The organism is Massilia sp. WG5, assembly GCF_001412595.2.
GTDB lineage: Bacteria > Pseudomonadota > Gammaproteobacteria > Burkholderiales > Burkholderiaceae_D > Telluria.
The window spans coordinates 4,438,463-4,457,404 of sequence record NZ_CP012640.2 but is presented as its reverse complement, the minus strand read 5'-3'; the positions used below and the strand labels follow the sequence as shown (position 1 = coordinate 4,457,404).

Annotated in this window: 17 protein-coding genes and 1 other RNA gene; 3 read left to right on the top strand and 15 right to left on the bottom strand. The window is 65.6% G+C overall.

Annotation, left to right across the window (positions count from 1 at the left end):
• Window positions 1-2: 2 nt before the first annotated feature.
• The 7 genes from mraY to mraZ are packed head-to-tail and all read right to left on the bottom strand — an operon-like array spanning window position 3 to window position 7,558.
• Window positions 3-1,172, bottom strand: a complete 1,170-nt coding sequence (mraY, locus tag AM586_RS19925; RefSeq protein WP_052233477.1) for a phospho-N-acetylmuramoyl-pentapeptide-transferase — start codon at window positions 1,170-1,172, stop codon at window positions 3-5.
• Complete coding sequence (gene murF / locus AM586_RS19920; RefSeq protein ID WP_052233478.1) at window positions 1,173-2,543, bottom strand: UDP-N-acetylmuramoyl-tripeptide--D-alanyl-D-alanine ligase; 1,371 nt, start codon at window positions 2,541-2,543, stop codon at window positions 1,173-1,175.
• A gap of 2 nt (window positions 2,544-2,545) precedes the next feature.
• Window positions 2,546-4,090, bottom strand: a complete 1,545-nt coding sequence (locus AM586_RS19915; RefSeq protein ID WP_052233479.1) for a UDP-N-acetylmuramoyl-L-alanyl-D-glutamate--2,6-diaminopimelate ligase — start codon at window positions 4,088-4,090, stop codon at window positions 2,546-2,548.
• Window positions 4,090-5,877 (bottom strand): penicillin-binding protein 2, encoded by a 1,788-nt coding sequence (locus AM586_RS19910; protein ID WP_052233480.1) that lies wholly within the window; start codon window positions 5,875-5,877, stop codon window positions 4,090-4,092. The genes AM586_RS19915 and AM586_RS19910 overlap by 1 nt, the downstream gene beginning before the upstream one ends.
• Window positions 5,874-6,146 (bottom strand): cell division protein FtsL, encoded by a 273-nt coding sequence (ftsL, locus tag AM586_RS19905; protein WP_052233481.1) that lies wholly within the window; start codon window positions 6,144-6,146, stop codon window positions 5,874-5,876. Before ftsL ends, AM586_RS19910 begins: the two co-directional genes overlap by 4 nt.
• On the bottom strand, window positions 6,143-7,117 hold the full coding sequence (rsmH, locus tag AM586_RS19900; protein ID WP_052233482.1) for a 16S rRNA (cytosine(1402)-N(4))-methyltransferase RsmH: 975 nt from the start codon (window positions 7,115-7,117) through the stop codon (window positions 6,143-6,145). Before rsmH ends, ftsL begins: the two co-directional genes overlap by 4 nt.
• Window positions 7,118-7,129: 12 nt before the next feature.
• Window positions 7,130-7,558, bottom strand: coding sequence for a division/cell wall cluster transcriptional repressor MraZ (gene mraZ, locus AM586_RS19895; RefSeq protein WP_052233483.1), 429 nt, complete (start codon window positions 7,556-7,558; stop codon window positions 7,130-7,132).
• Between the two features lie 479 nt (window positions 7,559-8,037).
• Between mraZ and AM586_RS19890 the strand changes: the two genes are divergently transcribed.
• On the top strand, window positions 8,038-8,997 hold the full coding sequence (locus tag AM586_RS19890) for an AAA family ATPase (RefSeq protein ID WP_052233484.1): 960 nt from the start codon (window positions 8,038-8,040) through the stop codon (window positions 8,995-8,997).
• 3 nt (window positions 8,998-9,000) lie between these two features.
• On the opposite strand, the gene AM586_RS19885 is transcribed toward AM586_RS19890, so the two are convergent.
• Together AM586_RS19885 and AM586_RS19880 are read right to left on the bottom strand one after the other, a co-directional pair.
• Window positions 9,001-10,155 carry a mandelate racemase/muconate lactonizing enzyme family protein gene (locus tag AM586_RS19885; RefSeq protein ID WP_052233485.1) on the bottom strand — a complete coding sequence of 385 codons (1,155 nt, stop codon included), beginning with the start codon at window positions 10,153-10,155 and terminating at the stop codon, window positions 9,001-9,003.
• 24 nt (window positions 10,156-10,179) lie between these two features.
• Complete coding sequence (locus AM586_RS19880; protein ID WP_269467309.1) at window positions 10,180-11,472, bottom strand: MFS transporter; 1,293 nt, start codon at window positions 11,470-11,472, stop codon at window positions 10,180-10,182.
• A gap of 350 nt (window positions 11,473-11,822) precedes the next feature.
• Here AM586_RS19880 and AM586_RS19875 point away from each other — a divergent pair, with 350 nt between their 5' ends.
• On the top strand, window positions 11,823-12,863 hold the full coding sequence (locus tag AM586_RS19875; protein ID WP_052233487.1) for a LacI family DNA-binding transcriptional regulator: 1,041 nt from the start codon (window positions 11,823-11,825) through the stop codon (window positions 12,861-12,863).
• 30 nt (window positions 12,864-12,893) lie between these two features.
• On the opposite strand, the gene AM586_RS19870 is transcribed toward AM586_RS19875, so the two are convergent.
• From AM586_RS19870 to rnpB, 4 genes are all read right to left on the bottom strand, one after another.
• Window positions 12,894-13,283: a hypothetical protein gene (locus AM586_RS19870; protein WP_052233488.1), complete on the bottom strand. Its 390-nt coding sequence runs from the start codon at window positions 13,281-13,283 to the stop codon at window positions 12,894-12,896.
• A 30-nt stretch (window positions 13,284-13,313) separates the two neighbouring features.
• Window positions 13,314-13,781 carry a hypothetical protein gene (locus tag AM586_RS19865; RefSeq protein WP_052233651.1) on the bottom strand — a complete coding sequence of 156 codons (468 nt, stop codon included), beginning with the start codon at window positions 13,779-13,781 and terminating at the stop codon, window positions 13,314-13,316.
• A gap of 99 nt (window positions 13,782-13,880) precedes the next feature.
• Window positions 13,881-15,374, bottom strand: coding sequence for a glycerol kinase GlpK (glpK, locus tag AM586_RS19860; protein ID WP_052233489.1), 1,494 nt, complete (start codon window positions 15,372-15,374; stop codon window positions 13,881-13,883).
• Window positions 15,375-15,401: 27 nt separating this feature from the next.
• An RNA gene (rnpB, locus tag AM586_RS19855) (RNase P RNA component class A) lies at window positions 15,402-15,746 on the bottom strand.
• A 149-nt stretch (window positions 15,747-15,895) separates the two neighbouring features.
• Between rnpB and AM586_RS19850 the strand changes: the two genes are divergently transcribed.
• Window positions 15,896-17,596, top strand: a complete 1,701-nt coding sequence (locus AM586_RS19850) for a thiamine pyrophosphate-binding protein (RefSeq protein WP_052233490.1) — start codon at window positions 15,896-15,898, stop codon at window positions 17,594-17,596.
• A gap of 23 nt (window positions 17,597-17,619) precedes the next feature.
• Here AM586_RS19850 and AM586_RS19845 read toward each other — a convergent pair whose 3' ends face one another.
• On the bottom strand, window positions 17,620-18,441 hold the full coding sequence (locus tag AM586_RS19845) for a hypothetical protein (RefSeq protein ID WP_052233491.1): 822 nt from the start codon (window positions 18,439-18,441) through the stop codon (window positions 17,620-17,622).
• 42 nt (window positions 18,442-18,483) lie between these two features.
• Window positions 18,484-18,837 (bottom strand): hypothetical protein, encoded by a 354-nt coding sequence (locus tag AM586_RS28285; RefSeq protein ID WP_156328151.1) that lies wholly within the window; start codon window positions 18,835-18,837, stop codon window positions 18,484-18,486.
• Window positions 18,838-18,942 lie beyond the last annotated feature (105 nt).

The window sequence follows — 18,942 nt, the reverse complement described above, 5'->3', positions numbered from 1 at the left end:
TCTTAACGCAGTTTGAGGGTCGAGACACCGACCAGGACCAGGATGATGGTCACGATCCAGAAACGCACCACGACCTTGGTTTCCTTCCAGCCCTTCTGTTCGAAATGGTGGTGCAGCGGCGCCATCAGGAACACGCGGCGGCCGGCGCCGTAGCGCTTCTTGGTGTACTTGAACCAGCTCACCTGGATGATCACCGACAGGGTCTCGGCCACGAACACGCCGCCCATGATGAACAGGACGATCTCCTGGCGCACGATGACGGCGATGGTGCCGAGCGCGCCGCCCAGCGCCAGCGCGCCGACGTCGCCCATGAACATCTGGGCCGGATGTGCGTTGTACCAGAGGAAGGCCAGGCCCGCGCCCGCCATCGCACCGCAGAAGATCAGCAGTTCGCCGGCCCCCGGGATGTGCGGGATGAACAGGTATTTCGAATAGGTCGCGTTACCGGTCAGGTAGGCGAACAGGCCCAGCGCGCCGCCCACCATCACGGTCGGCATGATGGCCAGGCCGTCCAGGCCGTCGGTGAAGTTGACGGCGTTGGAGGCGCCCACGATCACGCAATAGGTCAGCGCGATGAAGCCCCATACGCCCAGCGGATAGCTGATGGTCTTGAAGAAGGGGACGATCAGGTCGGCCTTGGGCGGCAGGTCCATCGAGAAGCCCGACTGCACCCAGGCGAAGAACAATTGCCACACTTCCCACGGGGTCGCGGCCGAGACCGAGAACGCCAGGTAGAGCGAGGATGCGATGCCGATCAGCGACATCCAGAAGTATTTTTCGCCCGAACGCATGCCTTCCGGGTCCTTGTAGACCACCTTGCGGTAGTCGTCGACCCAGCCGATCGCGCCGAAGCCCAGGGTCACCACCAGTACTGGCCAGATCAGGCGGTTGGACAGGTCGCACCACAGCAGGGTCGAAAAGGCGATCGAGATCAGGACCAGCACGCCGCCCATGGTCGGGGTGCCGTGCTTGGCCAGGTGGGTTTGCGGGCCGTAGGCGCGCACCGCCTGGCCGACCTTCATCGCGGTCAGCTTGCGGATCACGGCCGGTCCGCACAGCAGGCCGATGGCGATCGCGGTGATGGTCGCGAACACCGCACGGAAGGTGATGTAGTTAAAAATCCGCATCGGACCGACATAGTCCTGAAAATATTGTGCGAGCCAGAGAAGCATTTAGTGAGAATCCTTGCCAGTGTTTTGTGATTGAACGAGATGCTGGACCGCGCGTTCCATCTTCATGAAGCGCGAGCCCTTCACCAACACAGTTGCGTCGGATTTGCTGCCCAGTTGCTTATCCAGTGCTGCCAATAAATCGTCGAACTGCTCAAAGTGTTGCGCTCCCGCGCCCGTCATGTGGCGCGCCAATGCGCCGGTGACGAGCACGGTATCGATGCCGCGGCTTGCTGCGTAGGCGCCGATCTCTTCGTGGAACTGCGGTCCCTGCGTGCCGACCTCGCCCATGTCGCCCAGCACCAGGATGCGCGGCGCGTTCGCCTGCGCGAGCACGTCGATGGCGGCGCGCACCGAATCCGGGTTGGCGTTGTAGCTGTCGTCGATCACGGTGGCGCCGTTGACGGCCTGCTTGCGTTGCAGGCGGCCGCTGACGGGCGCGAAAGCTTCCAGGCCGCGCACGATGGCGCCCCGGGAGATGCCGGCGGCCAGCGCGCAGGCGCAGGCCGCCAGGGCGTTGCGCACGTTGTGCTCGCCCGCGGCGGAAAGTTTGATGTTGAACTGTCCCTGCGGCGCAGTGACCTGCAGCTCGCTGCCAAAGGCGTTCGGCGTGTAGGTCGCGCGCACGTCGCAGGCTTCGGACAGGCCGAAAGTCAGCGTCGCACGATCCCCTGCCAGCCCGCGCCACAGCGCGGTGTACTCGTCATCGCCGGGGAATACGGCGACGCCGTCCGAAGGCAGCGCCTGCAGCACCGAGCCGTTCTCGCGCGCCACCGCTTCCACGGTGTGCATGAACTCCTGGTGCTCGCGCTGGGCGTTGTTGACCAGGGCGACGGTCGGGGCCGCGATGGCGGCCAGGCGGGCGATCTCGCCCGGATGGTTCATGCCCAGTTCGACCACGGCGGCGCGGTGCGCGCCGGTCAGGCGCATCACGGTCAGCGGCACGCCGATCTCGTTGTTCAGATTGCCCTGGGTGGCCAGGCGCGCTTCCTCGCCGACGCTGGCGGCCAGGATCGCCGCGATCATTTCCTTGACCGTGGTCTTGCCGTTGCTGCCGGTGACGCCGATCACGGGAATCGCGAACTGGCTGCGCCAGGCATTGCCGATGCGGCCCAGCGCCGCCAGCGTGTCCGGCACCACCAGGGCCGGCAGCGGGAAGTCTTCCGGCAGCTTCTCCACCACCACGGCCGCCACCTTCCTGGCGGCGACCTGGTCGAGGAAGTCGTGGGCATCGAAGGTTTCGCCGCGCAGCGCGACGAACAGCGCGCCGGCCGGGGCCGAACGGCTGTCGGTCGACACGCCTTCGAAGGAGGCGTCGCGCGTCATGCGCGCGCCTTCGATCGAAGCGGTCAATTGTGCGAGCGAACCGCGCATATTCAGTTATTCCTCATCATCGTCAGCCGCGCGGTCAGGGCCAGCGCGGCATGGTCGGCATCGGAAAACGGCATCTTCCGGCCTTTGATTTCCTGGTAGGGCTCATGCCCCTTCCCGGCCAGCAGGATCACGTCCGGCTTGCCGGCATGCTTCACCGCCGACAGGATGGCGGCGGCGCGGTCTTCGATCGCCTGCTGGGTCGAGGACGGGTGGCAGGGATCCATGCCGGCGACGATCTGCTCGATGATCGCGCGCGGCTCTTCGCTGCGCGGGTTATCGCTGGTCACCAGCACGTGGTCGGCCATCTGGGCGATCGCCCCCATCTGCGGACGCTTGCCCGGGTCGCGGTCGCCGCCGCAGCCGAACACGCACCACAGCTGGCCGCCGCGGTCAATCGCCACCTGGCGCAGCGCCACCAGCGCCTTTTCCAGCGCATCCGGCGTGTGCGCGTAGTCGATCACGACCAGCGGCGCTTCGAGCCCGCCGATCTGCTGCATGCGGCCCGGCGCCGGCTCCAGGGTTTCGAGCACTTCCAGCGCGGCGCGCAGGGCGGCGCCCCTGGCCAGCAGTACGCCCAGCACCGCCAGCGCATTGCTGGCGTTGAAGTGGCCGACCAGGCGGGTGCGGGCCAGCGCGCTGCCTGCCGGCGCGTCGACGTGGAACTCGGTGCCGGCCGGGCGCGAACGCAGCTGCGAGGCGCGCAGGATGGCGATGCCTTCGATCTCCGGCTGTTCCTCTTCGCTGCGCAGCGTGTAGCCCGTGAGCGCGACTTCCGGACGGTTCGCGCGCAGGTGCGCGGCGATGCGCCCGCCCGCAGGGTCGTCCAGGTTCAGCACGGCGTGCTTCAGGCCCGGCCACTGGAACAGCTTCAGCTTGGCCGCTTCGTAGCTGGCCATGTCGCCGTGGTAGTCCAGGTGGTCGCGGGTCAGGTTGGTGAACACGGCGACGTCGAAATGCATGCCGGCGGTGCGTTCCTCGACCAGGCCGATCGACGACACCTCGATCGCCAGCGCGCGTGCGCCGGCATCGCGCAGCGACGCCAGGCGGGTCGCCAGCAGCACCGCGTCCGGCGTGGTGTAGCCGGTGGCGTCGAACTCGGGTTCCACGCGCGCGCGCACGAGGCCGACACCCAGGGTCCCGATCACGCCCACGGCTTCGTCCACGCTGCCCAGGCGGGCCAGCGCCTGCGCCGTCCACAGTGCGATCGAGGTCTTGCCGTTGGTGCCGGTCACGCCGACCGTGAACATGGCGGCGTCCGGCTGGCCGTAATACGCATGGGCGATGACGCCGGCGTTCTTTTTCAGCTCAGGCAGCGCCAGGTGCGGCACGTCGAGGGTGGCGTTCCAGACGAAATCGCGGCCTTCATGGACCACCGCGGCGGCGCCCTTCTCGATGGCCGAGCCGATGTAGTTGCGGCCATCCGCGGCGCCCTCGCCCGGATAGGCGAAGAACACGTCGCCGCGGCCAACGCGGCGCGAGTCGGAAACGAGACGGCCGCCTGGGGCGGCGGCGCGGATCCACTGGCAGATATCGTCCAGGCTCGTCATCAGTTGCTCTCCACGGGAGGATGTTCGGGAATGATGATGTCCGTGACCGACGAATCGGGCGGTATGTTCTCCGCCCGCAGCGCGTTGGCGGCGAGCGTCGCGAAGGTCGGCGCCGCCACGGTGCCGCCCCAGTGGCCGGCGCCGATCGGATCGTCGATCATCACGGCGATCACGAAACGCGGGTTCGACATCGGCACGATGCCGGCGAAGGAGCCGATGTAATGGCTCTGCGAATAGTGGCCGCCGATGAACTTCTGCGCGGTGCCGGTCTTGCCGCCGGCGCGGTAGCCGGGAATCTGGGCCTGTGGCGCGGTTCCTTCCGGGCTCACCACCGATTCGACCATGACGCGCATCTGGGCCGCGGTCTTGGCCGAGATGATCTGCTGGCCGACCGGCTTTTCGGTGATCTTCTGGAAGGACAGCGGGATGATGTCGCCGTCGCGCGCGAAGATCAGCCAGGCGTGCGCCAGCTGCAGCAGCGACATCGAGATGCCCTGGCCGAAGGACATGTTGGCCTGCTCGATCGGACGCCAGGATTTGTACGGGCGCACGCGGCCGGCGGCGGCGCCCGGGAAGCCGTAGCGCGGCGCCTGGCCGAATCCGAGCTTGGTGAACATCTCCCACATGTCCTGGGGCGACATCATCTGCGAAATCTTGGTGGTGCCGATGTTCGAGGAGTGCTGGATGACCTGGCCGACGTTGATCACCCCGTGCGCGCTGGTGTCGTGGATGGCTTTGCCGGTCACCATGAAGACGCCGTTGCCGGTGTCGATCATGGTGTTCGGCGTGACCAGGCCCTTGTCCAGCGCCAGCGCCACCGTGAACGGTTTCAGGGTCGAACCAGGTTCGAAGGTGTCGGTGATGACGCGGTTGCGCAGCTGCTCGCCGGTCAGGTGGGCGCGGTTGTTCGGATCGTAGGTCGGCCAGTTGGCCAGCGCCAGCACTTCGCCGGTGTGCACGTCCAGCACCACCGCGGCGCCGGCCTTGGCGTTGAACTTGGCCACCGCGTTCTTGATGCTGTTGAAGGCGATGTACTGCAGCTTGCTGTCGACCGACAGGGTGAGGTCCTTGCCGTCGTGCGGCTCGCGCTGCATGCCGACGTCTTCGACGATGCGGCCCAGGCGGTCCTTGATCACGCGGCGGCTGCCCGGCTGGCCGGCCAGGTTCTTCTGCTGCGCCAGCTCCATCGCTTCCTGGCCGATGTCCTCGACGTTGGTGAAGCCGACCATGTGCGCCATCACCTCGCTTTGCGGGTAATAGCGCTTGTATTCCTTGCGCGTGTCGAGGCCATCGATGCCGAGTTTTTCGATCTTGGCGACGACGTCCATCTCGACCTGGCGTTTCAGGTAGACGTAGCTGCGGTCCGAGTTCAGCTTCTTCAGCAGTTCCGCTTCCGGCATCTCGAGCAGGGTGGCGAGCTCGCGCACCTTGTCGGAAGACGCGGGACTGGCCTTGTAGTCTTCGGTGAAGATCGAGACCGACTTCACCGGCAGCGAGGACGCCAGCACCATGCCGTTGCGGTCGAAGATCTTGCCGCGCGTGGCCGCCAGTTCTTCGGTGCGCATGTAGCGGCTCGCGCCCTGCTTCTGCAGGAAGCGGGTCGACACGCCCTGCAGCCACAGCGCGCGGCCGGCCAGCACGACGAAGGCGGCGAACAGCACGAACAGCACCACGCGCGAGCGCCAGTCGGGCAGGCGCACGGCCAGCACGGGGCTCTGCGAGAAGGCCACGCCCTTGGAGGCGGCGACGCGTGCGTTCGACCGGGAAGTACTTGCGCTCGACCTCATTTGCCGCCTTCCGTGAGGTACTGGGTACGCGCCGCGCTGAGGGGCGTCATGTTCAGCTGGGTGCGCGCGATCTCTTCGATGCGCTCGTTCTTGCCGAGGGTGGACTGGTCGAGCTGCAGCTGGGACCAGTCGATGTCGAGCTGGCGCTGCTGGGTCGCCAGCTTTTCGATGTCGTTGACGAGGTGGTTGCGCTGGTAGCGGGCGTTCACGACCGACAGCGCGCAGCCGACCACCAGCACGGTCAGCACGACGTTGAGCTTGCCGGTCATGCGCGGCTCCCTTCGGCAGCCGTGTCCAGGCGTTCGGCCACGCGCAGCACCGCCGAGCGGGCGCGCGGATTGGCCTCGACCTCCGGACCGGAGGGCTTGGTCTTGCTGATCAGCTTCATCAAGGGCTGCGGCAGATCGACGGCGCGGATCGGCAGCCGGCGGTCCGGCTGCTCGACCTTGGCCTTCGAGGCCAGGAACTGCTTGACCATGCGGTCTTCCAGCGAATGGAAGCTGATGACCGACATGCGCGCGCCGGTGGCGAGCAGACCGAAAGCCGCGCTCAGACCTGCTTCAAGGTCCTCAAGCTCTTTATTGATGAAAATCCGGACAGCCTGAAAGGTGCGGGTTGCCGGATCCTTGCCTTTCTCCCGGGTTTTGACCGCGTTTGCCACGATTGCGGCAAGCTGTCGTGTGCTTGAAATTGGCTCGACTGACCGGCGAGCAGCAATCGCCTTTGCAATCTGAAAAGCAAACCGTTCTTCCCCATAATCCCGAATCACCTTTTCCAGTTGTTGTTCCGGCACTTGTGCCAGCCATTCGGCGGCCGAGATGCCCCGTGTCGTATCCATCCGCATGTCCAGGGGACCGTCGTTGCGGAAGCTGAAACCGCGGCTGGCGTCATCCACCTGGGGCGACGAGATGCCGAGGTCCAGCAAAATACCGTCGACCTGCGCGATTCCTTTTGCCGCCAGCGCTTCGCGCATCGTCGCGAAGCTGTCGTGCACGATCGTGAAGCGCGGATCGTCGATCTGTTCGGCGGTGGCGATTGCCTGCGGATCCTTGTCGAAAGCGATCAGGCGCCCTTCCGGGGCCAGCTTCGACAGGATCAGCCGGCTGTGACCGCCGCGGCCGAACGTGCCATCTATATAAGTACCGGATGCGCGCGCACCTTCGAGCGCGAGCGCATCGACTGCTTCATCCAGCAGCACCGTACGATGCTGCAATCCGGGCACCGGCTTATCCATGTTCATGGCGGCGCCTATTTAAAAGGAGAAATTGGAAAGGACATCGGGCATGCCGCCGGCGACGGCTTCGGCCTCGTCTTCGGCCAGCTTGGCGGCATCCCAGATCTCGAAATGGGTCCCCATCCCGAGCATCATGACTTCCTTCTCCAGACCAACTGCACTGCGCAGTTCGGGCGAAATGAGCACCCGGCCCGACGCGTCCAACTCGACATCGCAGGCGTTCCCCAGGAAAATACGTTGCCACGCCCTGGCCGACATCGGCCAGGCGGCGATCTGTTCGCGATGCTGTTCCCACACTGGGCGCGGGAAGAACAACAGGCAACCATGCGGGTGTTTCGTGAGCGTCATACGGCCTTCACACTGCTGCAACAAGGCGTCACGGTGCTTGGCCGGTATTGACATCCGGCCCTTCGCATCGAGATTGATCGCAGACGCGCCCTGAAACACGTATTTACCTAGTTTTGGAGAGTTATCAGTTTGTTAGTTTTAGGCGCTGGGAGATCCTGATTTCTCCCACAAAACTGCACTTTTTGCCACCGTTTCCCACTTTAGAGGAAGCGTTGTCCGTGGTCAAGCGAATTCACGTTTGGAAAAGAGCGAAATTGCTAATGAAACCAATGACTTAGCGAACTTACCTGAAGCCGCCTCAAGTAAAAATGTTGAGCAAAATTAGGCACTTAGCTGCTAGTGTGCATGTGCAAGCTCATGTATACACATGGGTTTCACGTTTGATCGTTCGCAACTTTTTACTGGTAGTCGGTCGACTTGGCGCGACGCCCACTATGCGGCATGGATGACACGGTTCAGTAGGAAATTGCAGATCGATGCAGAGCGGGTTAGGATTCCAACAAGCGATCGTCCGACGATGATGGGCGGAAGTGAGCATGTACTAACTCGCAGGCCCAGCCTGCGATGGAGGAATCGCCGTGAGCATCACACTAGCCCGGACCCGCACCGTCTACGACCTCCACGAGGTCCAGGATGCGCTCGACCGCAGCCGCGGACGTTCGCCCGAGCTCGAAGCGTTTTACGAACGCATGCTCGAGACCGGCGCCGAACGTTTCGTCACCACCCCCTCTTCCATCGAGGCCCTCGACCCGCTGTTCGAGGAATGCCCGAATTTCGACGACGTGCTGGACGACCTGGCGCGCTACCTGCGCCTGGCCCACGCCGGCAAGAAGGAGTTCGGAGGCTTCAACGTCATGCCGATCCTGCTGCTGGGCGGACCGGGCGTGGGCAAGACCCACTTCGCGAAACGGCTGGCGAAGGTCATGCAGACCGACTGCGAGCTGATCAGCATGAACGCCCTGTCGGCCGGTTTCGTCATCACCGGCAGCTCGGCGAGCTGGCGCGGCGCCAAGTGCGGCAAGGTGGCCGAGCGCCTGGTCCGTGGCCAGTTCGCGAATCCCGTGATCGTGCTGGACGAGGTCGAGAAGGCGACCGGCTCCTCGCAGTCCGATCCGCTGGCCGCGCTCTATCAGTTGCTGGAGCCGGAAACGGCCTGCGCCTTCCGCGACGAGTTCATCGACGTCGACATCGACGCCTCGCAGATCTTCTGGGTGCTGACCGCGAACTCCACCGAAGGGATCCCGCATCCGCTGCTGAACCGCATGGCGGTGTATGAGGTGCCGGCGCCGACGCTTGAACAGGCAGCCGGGATCGCCCAGCGCATGTATGCCGGGCTGCTGCGTGAGTTGAATTTAGGAGGGTTCGATCCGCGGCTGGGGGATGTGGTGCTCGATAAACTGGCGGGCGTGTCGCCGCGCGATTTGCGCAAGACTTTACTGGATGGGCTGGGGTATGCGGTGGCGGATGGGCGGGAACATGTGATTGCGGCCGACATCCGCCTCAAGCCGACGCCGGGAAAATCCCGGATCGGCTTCTGAGCCTTAGCCGCGTTGGCCGACTTCGACCTGCTCGCGCGTCCACACGCGCGCCTGTTCGCTCAGGCTCACGCCCAGGCCCGGCCTGGTCGGCACCAGCATGCGCCCATCCTTCAGTTCCAGGCGCTCGTTGAACAGGGGCTCGAGCCATTCGAAGTGCTCGACCCAGGGCTCGGTCGGATAGGCTGCGGCCAGGTGCACGTGCAATTCCATCGCGAAGTGCGGCGCCAGCATCAGGCCGGCGTGGCTGGCCAGGCCGGCGACTTTCAGGAAGGGCGTGATGCCGCCCACGCGCGGGCCGTCAGGCATCAGGTAGTCGGCGGCGCGGTGGCGGATCAGGTCCCCGTGCTCGGCGGCGCTGGTCAGCATCTCGCCGGTGGCGATCGGCGTGTCGAACTGCGCGGCCAGCGCCGCGTGGCCTTCATAGTCGTAGCAGTCGAGCGGCTCTTCGATCCAGACCAGGTTGAACTGTTCGAAGATGCGGCACATGCGCTGCGCGGTCGGGCGGTCCCACTGCTGGTTGGCGTCGACCATCAGCGGGAAGTCGCCGAGATGCTTGCGCACCGCCTCGACGCGCTTCAGGTCGAGCGCGCAATCCGGCTGGCCGACCTTCAGCTTGATGCCGCCGATGCCCTTCTCGCGCGAGGCGGTCGTGTTCACCAGCAGCTGCTCGAGCGGCGTGTGCAGGAAGCCGCCCGAGGTGTTATAGCAGCGTACCGAATCGCGGTGCGCGCCGAGCAGCTTGGCCAGCGACAGGCCGGCGCGCTTGGCCTTCATGTCCCACAGAGCGACGTCGAAGGCGCCGATGGCCTGGGTCGACAGGCCGCTGCGGCCGACCGACGCGCCGGCCCAGCACAGCTTGTCCCACAGGCGCGAGATGTCGTTCGGGTCTTCGCCCAGCAGCGCCGGCGCGATCTCCTTGGCATGCGCGAACTGGCCGGGACCGCCGGCGCGCTTCGAATAGCTGAAGCCCAGGCCCTGATGGCCGTCGGTGGTCTCGATCTCGACGAACAGCATGGCGATCTCGGTCATGGGCTTCTGGCGCCCGGTCAGCACCTTGGCGTCGCTAATCGGATTCGCCAGCGGCAGGTAGGAAGACGACACGCGGATCCAGGCGATACGGTCGCCCTGGATGGCGGTGTGGGCAGGCGATGTGTTCATTGCAGACTCCAGATAAAGAGAGGATTACGAATACGATTTGGCGGCGGCCGGCGCCGGCTTAAGGGCTGCCTCGGACAATGCGCCGAGACGTTCCAGCTTGCCGACGATGAACAGGTAGGAGCAGGCGCCGATGGCGGCCACGACGGCGATGTAGCTCAGGGCCGCGTCGAAGGAGCCGGTGCTCTTGACCAGGTAGCCGATGGCGATCGGCGTCACGATGCTGGCGAGATTGCCGAACAGGTTGAACATGCCGCCGGCGATGCCCATCGATTCCTTCGGCGAGACGTCGCCGACGATGCACCATCCGAGGTTGCCGACGCCCTTGGCGAAGAAGGCCAGCGACATCACGAACACCACCACCGCCACCGACTGCACGTAATTCGCGACCACGATCGAGCAGGACGCGAACAGGCCGACGATGATCGGCAGCTTGCGCGCCACGGTCAGGCTGAAGCCGCGCCGCAGCATCCAGTCCGACCACACGCCGCCCGCCATGCCGCCGACGAAGCCGGCCAGCGGAGGAATGGCGGCCACCAGGCCGACCTTCAGGATCGACATGCCCTTCGCCTCGATCAGGTAGGTCGGGAACCAGGTGAGGAAGAACCAGGTGATCGAGGTCAGGCAGAACTGGCCGAGGTAGATGCCGGCCATCATGTGGTTGGCCGAGATGGATTTGATTTGCGCCCAGGAGAACGGGGTCTTGACGTCGCCGATCTGCGGCATGCCGCCGCCCTGCTCGATGTGCGCGATTTCCGCGGCGTTGACGCGCTTGTGCTTCTTGGGTTCGTGCACGAACATGAACCACAGCAGGCCGAGGACGATGCCCGCGGCGCCGGTGAAGAAGAAGATGTAATGCCAGCCCTTGGCCTGCAGGGTCCAGGTCATGAGCGGCGTGAAGGCCGCCAGCGCGAAGTACTGGGCCGACTGGAAGACCGCGGTGGCCAGTCCCCGCTCCTGCTTCGGGAACCACATCACCGTCAGGCGGTTATTCGCCGGGAAGGCCGGCGCTTCGGCCACGCCCATCAGGAAACGCAGCGTGAACAGGGCCAGGAAGGCCGAAGAAAACAGGTCGACGTAGCCCTGCAGGAAAGTGAAGACCGACCAGACCAGCAGGCTCAGTCCATAGATGACCCGCGAGCCGATGCGGTCGAGCAGGATGCCGCCGGGGATCTGCATGCTGGTGTAGGCCCAGCCAAAGGCGGAGAAGGCCATCCCCATCGTGACGGCGTCGAAGCCGAGGTCCTTGCGCAGGACGGGCGCGGCGACGGACAGGGTGGCGCGGTCGACGTAGTTGAAGACGGTGACCAGGAAAATCATGGCTAGTATCGTGAAGCGGACGTGCGTTGGCCGGGACGCGGCGTGCAAATGGGGTGTCATCTTGTCTCCTGATTTATAAGTAAATGACAGCGCAATCATTTCTACTGAAAATTATCAGGAAGACCGTGTCCCTTGAAGAACTTGGGCACACCTCTCCCCTGCCGGGCCAAGACCAATACCTTCGCCCCTAAAATGACACCGCAATCATTTCCGTTTTAAAAAAATGGCCGGGATATGCGGGCCACTCTTGCCGGTCGAAAATGCTCTTGGAGGCACTTTGCGATGGCGTTTTGGTATGATACCGCAATCATCCCTCGAATCAAGCAGAATTTTTTGCAGCCGCCTCCAGCATGCCCAAGCGCCCCGATCCCGCACCCATTGCCAGCCAGCAGAGCATCACCCTGAAGGACGTCGCCCGCCTGACGGGTCTGTCGCCGATCACGGTGTCGCGCGCCCTGCACAACCCGAAGCTGGTGAAGCCGGACACGATCGAACGCGTCAAGGAAGCCGCGGCCTCGATCGGCTACATCCCGAACATGCTGGCCGGCAGCCTGGCGAGCAAGCGCAGCCGCTTGATTGCGGCGGTGGTGCCGCAGCTCTTCAATTCGATGTTCGCGGAAACCGTGCAGGCGCTGGGCGACGAGTTGTCGGCGCATGGCTACCAGCTGCTGCTGAGCGTATCGAATTACTCGATGCAGAAGGAAGAGGAAGTGATTTCGGCGGTCCTTAGCCGGCAGCCGGACGGCGTCGTGCTCACCGGGATCAACCACCAGCAAAGCGTGCGCAAGAAGCTGCTGGCCGCCGGCGTGCCGGTCGTGGAAACCTGGGATCTCACGCCGACCCCGCTCGACATGCTGGTCGGCTTCTCGCACCGCGATATCGGCGAAACGATCGGCCGCTACCTGCTCGACAAGGGCTACCGCCGCTTCGGCCTGGTATGGGCCGACGACGAGCGCGCCGATATCCGCCGCAAGGGACTGGAAGCCGCGCTCGCGCAGCGCGGCTTCGCCCCTCTCCCGGTCCACCTGGTGCCGATCCCGGCCAGCCTTGCGCTCGGCCGCGAGGGCCTGCGCGCCCTGCTCGACAAGCACCCCGATCTCGACGTCATCGCCTGCAGTTCCGACGCCCTGGCGCAAGGCGTCCTGACCGAAGCCTCCGTGCGCGGCATCGCGGTGCCCGGCCGGCTCGGGATCATGGGCTTCGGCGACCTCGACTTCGCCGCCCACACCGCGCCGCCGATCTCCTCGGTGCACGTCGACAAGCGGGCGATCGGCGTCAGGGCCGCCCAGGCCCTGCTCGCTCGCATCGAAGGCAGACCGTTTGACGAGAAGATCATCGATGTGGGCTTCGCGCTGATGGAGCGGGAGTCGACTGCCAGGCCAGATACCTGAGGAAGGTCGGCCGGCGCAGCCTGAAAAGGCTTATTCCTTCGGCGCCGTCACGGGCCCGCCCTGCCCCGGCTGCTTCGGCACATGCACCCAGCGTCCGTCGACCCGCCGGAAGTCGAGCGTGTCGAAATAGTGGGCGATGCCGCCGCGCTCGATCGTGACCTGGGCGCTGTCCGCATCCATGCGCGCGCCGGCGAAGCGGCTGTGCGGTTCGCCCTTGGCGGCGACGCAGCCGGGCGCGAAGGGACCGCCGCGGTCCGAGACGTCGGGGCCGATGACGACACGGATGTCGGATGGCAGGTCGGCAAGGGAGGCGACTTCGCCTGCCTGCGGCGTTGACGCCGGCGCGGCGGAGGCTGCCGGCATGCCGGCGCCGCCGGTAATGGCAAGGATGAGAGGCATGATCAGGGTCCGGTAGCGCATCGCGGTTCCTCGGGAGGCATACGGAACATTCTACCCCTTCTCTTCCAGCTTCTTGTCTTCGCTTTTCGCCTCCTTCATCGCCTCCGGCTCCAGCAGTTCGGCTTCCTTGTTGAAGCGGATGAAGAGTCCCCAGCCGGCCAGCAGGATGCCGGACGCGACCAGCACCGAAGCCGCATGCGGCAGCAGTTCCGGCTCTTCGTGCAGGGCCTTGAAGGTGCCGACCAGGCCCTCGATCGACAGCGCCACCACCACCACGACCATGAAGCGCGACAGGTAGCGGCGCACCCGCGTCGGCGCGCTGATGTGGGCGTCGCGGATGACTTCCTCCTCGGCGATGGTCTGGGAGATCTGCAGCGATACCACCGCGATCGCCAGCAGGCCGATCGCCTCGATCGCGCTCTCGGCGCCTTCGCTCGGCGCGACGCCGACGGCTTGCCAGCCCGTCAGCGCGGCCATCACCATCAGCATGAAGGAAATGGCGATGAACAGCAGGGCCATGATCCCATGGACGGTCGAAAAGAAGGTTTTCAAGGCGGCTCCCGCAGCGGAATGAAATTCTTCCGATTGTGCCCGATCCGGCACAGAGGAGCCCACACCTCAGTGCCGGTCCGGCTCCGCCCAGCCCTTCGCGTGCGCCACCGCCCGCGCCCAGCGCGCCATCAGCTCAATGCGGCGCGCGGACGGCATGCGCGGTTCGAAATGGCGCTCGGCCTGCCACTGGGCCGCGATCTCTTCCTGCGAGGCCCAGAACCCGACCGCCAGCCCGGCCAGGTAGGCCGCGCCCAGCGCGGTCGTCTCGGTGACGCGCGGACGGATCACCGGCACGCCCAGCAGGTCGGCCTGGAACTGCATCAGGAGGTCGTTGCGCGCCGCGCCGCCGTCGGCGCGCACTTCGTGCACGGCACAAGCGGCATCCTGCTGCATGGCGGCCAGCAGCTCCGCGCTCTGGTAAGCGATGGACTCCACCGCGGCGCGGGCGATGTGGGCGGCGGTGGTCCCGCGCGTCATGCCGACGATGGCGCCGCGCGCATACGCGTCCCAGTGCGGCGCGCCGAGTCCGACGAAGGCCGGCACCAGCATCACGCCGCCGCTGTCGGGCACGGACAAGGCCAGCGCCTCGACGTCCGCGGAGTGCTCGATGATGCCGAGGCCGTCGCGCAGCCACTGCACGGTGGCGCCGCCCATGAACACGCTGCCTTCCAGCAGATATTCGGTGCGGCCATCCACGGTCCAGCCGACCGTCGACAGCAGCCGCTTATGCGACACCGGCGGCGCGTCGCCCGCATGCATCAGCATGAAGCAGCCGGTGCCATAGGTATTCTTGACCATGCCGCGGCGGTGGCAGGCCTGCCCGAACGTGGCGGCCTGCTGGTCGCCGGCGATGCCGGCCAGCGGGATCGCGCGGCCGAAGCACTCTTCGTTCGTGACGCCGACCTGCCCGCTGCTCGGGACCACCTCCGGCAGCATCGAGGCCGGCACGCCGAACAGGGCCAGCAGCTCCTCGTCCCAGCGCAGGCTGTTGATATTGAAGAGCATGGTGCGCGAGGCATTGCTCACGTCGGTCACGTGGCGGCCGCTCAGCTTGAAGGCGAGCCAGCTGTCGACGGTGCCGAAGGCGAGTTCGCCGCGCTCGGCGCGCACCCGCGCGCCCGGCACATTGGTCAGCAGCCATTGCAGCTTGGTGGCGGAAAAATAGGCGTCCAGTTCGAGGCCGGTCTTGCGCTGGATGAGGGGTGCGTGGCCGGCCGCGCGCAGGGCGTCGCAGAGTTCGGCCGTGCGCCGGTCCTGCCAGACGATGGCGTGGCACAGCGGTTCGGAGGTAGCGCGGTCCCAGACCACCGTGGTCTCCCGCTGGTTGGCGATGCCGATCGCGGCCACGTGACTGGCGTCGACGCCGCTTTCCCGCAGCACCCGGCGCGCGCAGGCGAGCTGGCTGTGCCAGATGTCGAGCGGGTCGTGCTCGACCCAGCCGGGCTGGGGGAAATATTGGGGATATTCCTGTTGGGCGCTGGCGAAGACCTGGCCTTCGCGGTCGAACAGGATGGCGCGCGAACTGGTGGTGCCCTGGTCGAGGGCAAGGATGTAGTTCATCGTCGTCTCCGCCAGGACTGGGAATTCAAGTAAAGCAGACCGATAGGCCGGATTCTGTGTAGTGGTCTCCCTTGCGGGACGCCCCTATGACAGCCATTCCTCTAGGCGCCGAATTACTCCGGCGCTCAAGCTTCCTACCCGCACGCTCCGCGAGCAACCTCAACGCGTGCCTATTTGGAATTGCTCCAGGTGGAGGTTACCGCGTTTCACCGTAACTTAATACGCTCGTCTCTGTGGCCCTATTCCTCGCCTTATACCGGCTTGCGCCGGCTTTCAGCGGACGGCCGTTAACCGTCACCCCGCTCTATGGAGTCCGGACCTTCCTCCCGCCAGCACCTTGCGGCGCCAGCCAGCGGCTGTCTGGTCTGCTTCACGCGGCCATTGTACCCGATGCGCGTGCGGCTGGCTGCAACGGCAGCGCCTACCCTGCGTTTTTTGTAAGTTTGTGTCGCCATTTCAAAAGCCACTCCCCGCCCGCTGACCTAGAATGTTTGGATAGCAAAACCTACAAGGACGACGCAATGACCCACCCCTCCCGCAGCGGCGGCCAGATCCTGGTCGATGCACTCCAGGTCCACGGCGTGGACACCGCCTTCGGCGTGCCCGGCGAAAGCTACCTCGACGTGCTCGACGCCCTGCACGACTCGAACATCCGCTTCGTGATCAACCGCCAGGAGGGCGGCGCGGCCTTCATGGCCGAGGCCTACGGCAAGCTCACCGGCAAGCCCGGCATCTGCTTCGTCACCCGCGGCCCCGGCGCGACCAATGCCTCGATCGGCGTGCACACGGCCTACCAGGATTCGACGCCGATGATCCTGTTCATCGGCCAGGTCGGCACCGACTTCATGGACCGCGAAGCCTTCCAGGAAATCGACTACCGCCGTATGTACGGCCAGATGGCCAAGTGGGTGGCCCAGATCGACCGCGCCGACCGCATCCCCGAATACCTCGCACGCGCCTTCCAGGTGGCCACGAGCGGCCGTCCGGGTCCGGTGGTGCTGGCGCTGCCGGAAGACATGCTGGTCGCGCAGGCCGAAGTCGCCGACACCCGCCGCTACCAGCCGGTGCAGGCCTCGCCTTCCTCGGCGCAGATCGACACGCTGCGCGCCATGCTGAAAGAAGCGAAGAAGCCGCTGCTGCTGCTGGGCGGCGGCACCTGGACCGCGCAGGCCTGCGCCGACGTGCAGCGGTTCGCCGAGGCGAACGGCTTGCCGGTTGCCTGCGCCTTCCGCTTCCAGGACCTGCTCGACAACGAGCACCCGCACTATATCGGCGATGTCGGCATCGGCATCAATCCGAAGCTGGCGGCGCGCGTGAAGGACGCCGACCTCCTGATCGCCTTCGGTCCGCGCCTGGGCGAGATGACGACCAGCGGCTATTCGCTCCTGAGCTCGCCGGTGCCGCAGCAGCGCCTGGTGCACATCCACCCGGATCCGCAGGAACTGGGCAGTGTCTACCAGGCCGAGCTGATGATCGCCGGCGGCGCAGCGGAGACGGCGCGGATGCTGGCGGCGATGGAACCCGTCGATGCAGGCGCCTGGCGCCACAGCATCGAGGAAGCCAAAGCCGAGCTGCGCGCCTGGCAGGAGCAGCCGCCGATCTTCAAGGATGGCAGCGCTCCGCTGAATTTGTGGCAACTGGTGCAGGACCTGCAGGCGACGCTGCCCCACGACACCATCATCACCAACGGCGCCGGCAACTACGCGACCTGGGCGCACCGCTTCTGGCGCTACGGCGCGATGCGCACCCAGCTGGCGCCGACCAGCGGCGCGATGGGCTATGGCGTGCCGGCCGGGGTGGCGGCCAAGATCGTCGACCCGGAACGCAGCGTGGTGACCTTTGCCGGCGACGGCGAATTCATGATGACCGGCCAGGAACTGGCGACCGCCGTGCAGTACCGCGCGGGCCTGATCCTGATCGTCTTCAACAACAACATGTTCGGCACCATCCGCATGCACCAGGAGCGCGAGTATCCGGGCCGGGTGTCGGGCACCGAACTGCACAACCCGGACTTTGCGGCGCTGGCCCGGGCCTACGGCGGCCAGGGCGAAGTCGTCGACAAGACGGCCGACTTCGCGCCGGCCCTGCAGCGCGCGGTGGCGTTTACGAAGGAACAGAAACTGCCGGCGGTGATCGAACTGCGTTACGACGGCAATCTGATCACGCCGGGCGCGACGCTGGAGACGATCCGGAAGACTGCCCAGACGGCCAAGGCCGGCTGAGGGCGCCAGCGTCGGCCGCGCCGTCAGCCAGCCGGGGCATCGGCTCCGGGAGCGGTCGGCACGTACATCGTCATCAACGACGCTTCGGCCGTGGTCTGCGCCTCGCGCGACACAGGCGCGAAAAAGGCGGCCTGGATCACCGACGAACCGCCCGGGGAAAGCTGGGCCGGCTGGACGGCATTCATGTCGATCCGGCCGTCGTCCAGGCGCCGGATACTGCGCAGCTTGGCCGGCGTCATCTGGAAGGCGACCAGCGTCGCCCCCACCGCGAGCGCCGTATGGGCGAGGATGTGCGAGAAGCCCATCTGATTGTTCTTGATGACGGCATCCGAACAGCCCACCCTCACGAATCCCGCTTGTTCCCACTGCGCCGTCGTGGCTTGCAAGTCTTGCGTGTCGTCGAGCAGGATGCGTGCGGCTTCATGGGTTTCCGGCAGGAGGTGGGAGTTGGCCGCCGGCAAGGGCTCGCGCAATTCGAACGTCGTGCTTCCACCGACACGCACGGCGCGGCCCGCCTCCTTTGCCTGCGGCGAGCCGGGCGCCAGGTAGACGGCTTGCGCCGGCGCCGGCGCAGCCGCCGACACGACGAGCGAAGCGCCGATGGCCGCCGCTTCGAAAGGAAACTTGCTGCGATCGGCCTGGTCGGCTGGCGAGTCAGCGCTGGCGCCCACGCGCACGAAACCCAACTGCTCCCATCTCCGGACCGCAGCCGGCAGGTCGTTGGCGAGTTCGAACGCGATGGTCACCAAGCTTACCGTGCTCGGCCTGATCGTCGGCACGCCTGGCGGGGCGGGAAGGTAGTGTTCGACGAGCGCGGTGATCGCATCGGGCCCGGGTGTCAGCATGTGCTCGCCTTCTTGCGTCGCGCGCCGATCGAATGGCGCAAGTCAGATGCCAGGATTATCCAGCCCCAGCTCCGCCGGCCACGGCACCGGCGCATCGAACATGCTGTGCGGCGAACCCGAGGGATGGGTCAGGAAGGCAGCCACCAGGGCGATGAATGCCCAGACAATAATATTGCGCAACGACGCCGGGTTGCCACCCATGACATCGTCTCCGGAAATAAGCCGCTTGAGGTATCTGGACAGAATCTTCACGATGATCCCTTGTAGGAAGCATTCTTTTTGTAGACGTTCACAATCTATACCAGTCGACGCCGATTTTCCAGTAAGCGTATTGATGTATAGGCGGATGAGCGGCATTCTAGCGACAATATGGATGAGCTGTCGCACATCACGCATCCGCTTTTCCGCTTATTCAGATTGCCTGACAGCCAGACCAGGACGGGGCTTTGCCGCGACGCTCTGGTAGAATACTGCGATCGTTGACATGCCCGGAAAAATCGG

Coding starts and splice junctions, on each gene's coding strand:
- AM586_RS19845 (WP_052233491.1), bottom strand. CDS start 18,441: ATGCTGACACCCGGGCCCGATGCGATCACCGCGCTCGTCGAACACTAC.
- rsmH (WP_052233482.1), bottom strand. CDS start 7,117: ATGAACATGGATAAGCCGGTGCCCGGATTGCAGCATCGTACGGTGCTG.
- AM586_RS19875 (WP_052233487.1), top strand. CDS start 11,823: ATGCCCAAGCGCCCCGATCCCGCACCCATTGCCAGCCAGCAGAGCATC.
- ftsL (WP_052233481.1), bottom strand. CDS start 6,146: ATGACCGGCAAGCTCAACGTCGTGCTGACCGTGCTGGTGGTCGGCTGC.
- AM586_RS19915 (WP_052233479.1), bottom strand. CDS start 4,090: ATGACGAGCCTGGACGATATCTGCCAGTGGATCCGCGCCGCCGCCCCA.
- AM586_RS19910 (WP_052233480.1), bottom strand. CDS start 5,877: ATGAGGTCGAGCGCAAGTACTTCCCGGTCGAACGCACGCGTCGCCGCC.
- glpK (WP_052233489.1), bottom strand. CDS start 15,374: ATGAACTACATCCTTGCCCTCGACCAGGGCACCACCAGTTCGCGCGCC.
- AM586_RS19870 (WP_052233488.1), bottom strand. CDS start 13,283: ATGCGCTACCGGACCCTGATCATGCCTCTCATCCTTGCCATTACCGGC.
- AM586_RS28285 (WP_156328151.1), bottom strand. CDS start 18,837: ATGCGTGATGTGCGACAGCTCATCCATATTGTCGCTAGAATGCCGCTC.
- AM586_RS19865 (WP_052233651.1), bottom strand. CDS start 13,781: ATGGCCCTGCTGTTCATCGCCATTTCCTTCATGCTGATGGTGATGGCC.
- AM586_RS19885 (WP_052233485.1), bottom strand. CDS start 10,155: ATGAACACATCGCCTGCCCACACCGCCATCCAGGGCGACCGTATCGCC.
- AM586_RS19850 (WP_052233490.1), top strand. CDS start 15,896: ATGACCCACCCCTCCCGCAGCGGCGGCCAGATCCTGGTCGATGCACTC.
- mraY (WP_052233477.1), bottom strand. CDS start 1,172: ATGCTTCTCTGGCTCGCACAATATTTTCAGGACTATGTCGGTCCGATG.
- AM586_RS19880 (WP_269467309.1), bottom strand. CDS start 11,472: ATGATTTTCCTGGTCACCGTCTTCAACTACGTCGACCGCGCCACCCTG.
- murF (WP_052233478.1), bottom strand. CDS start 2,543: ATGCGCGGTTCGCTCGCACAATTGACCGCTTCGATCGAAGGCGCGCGC.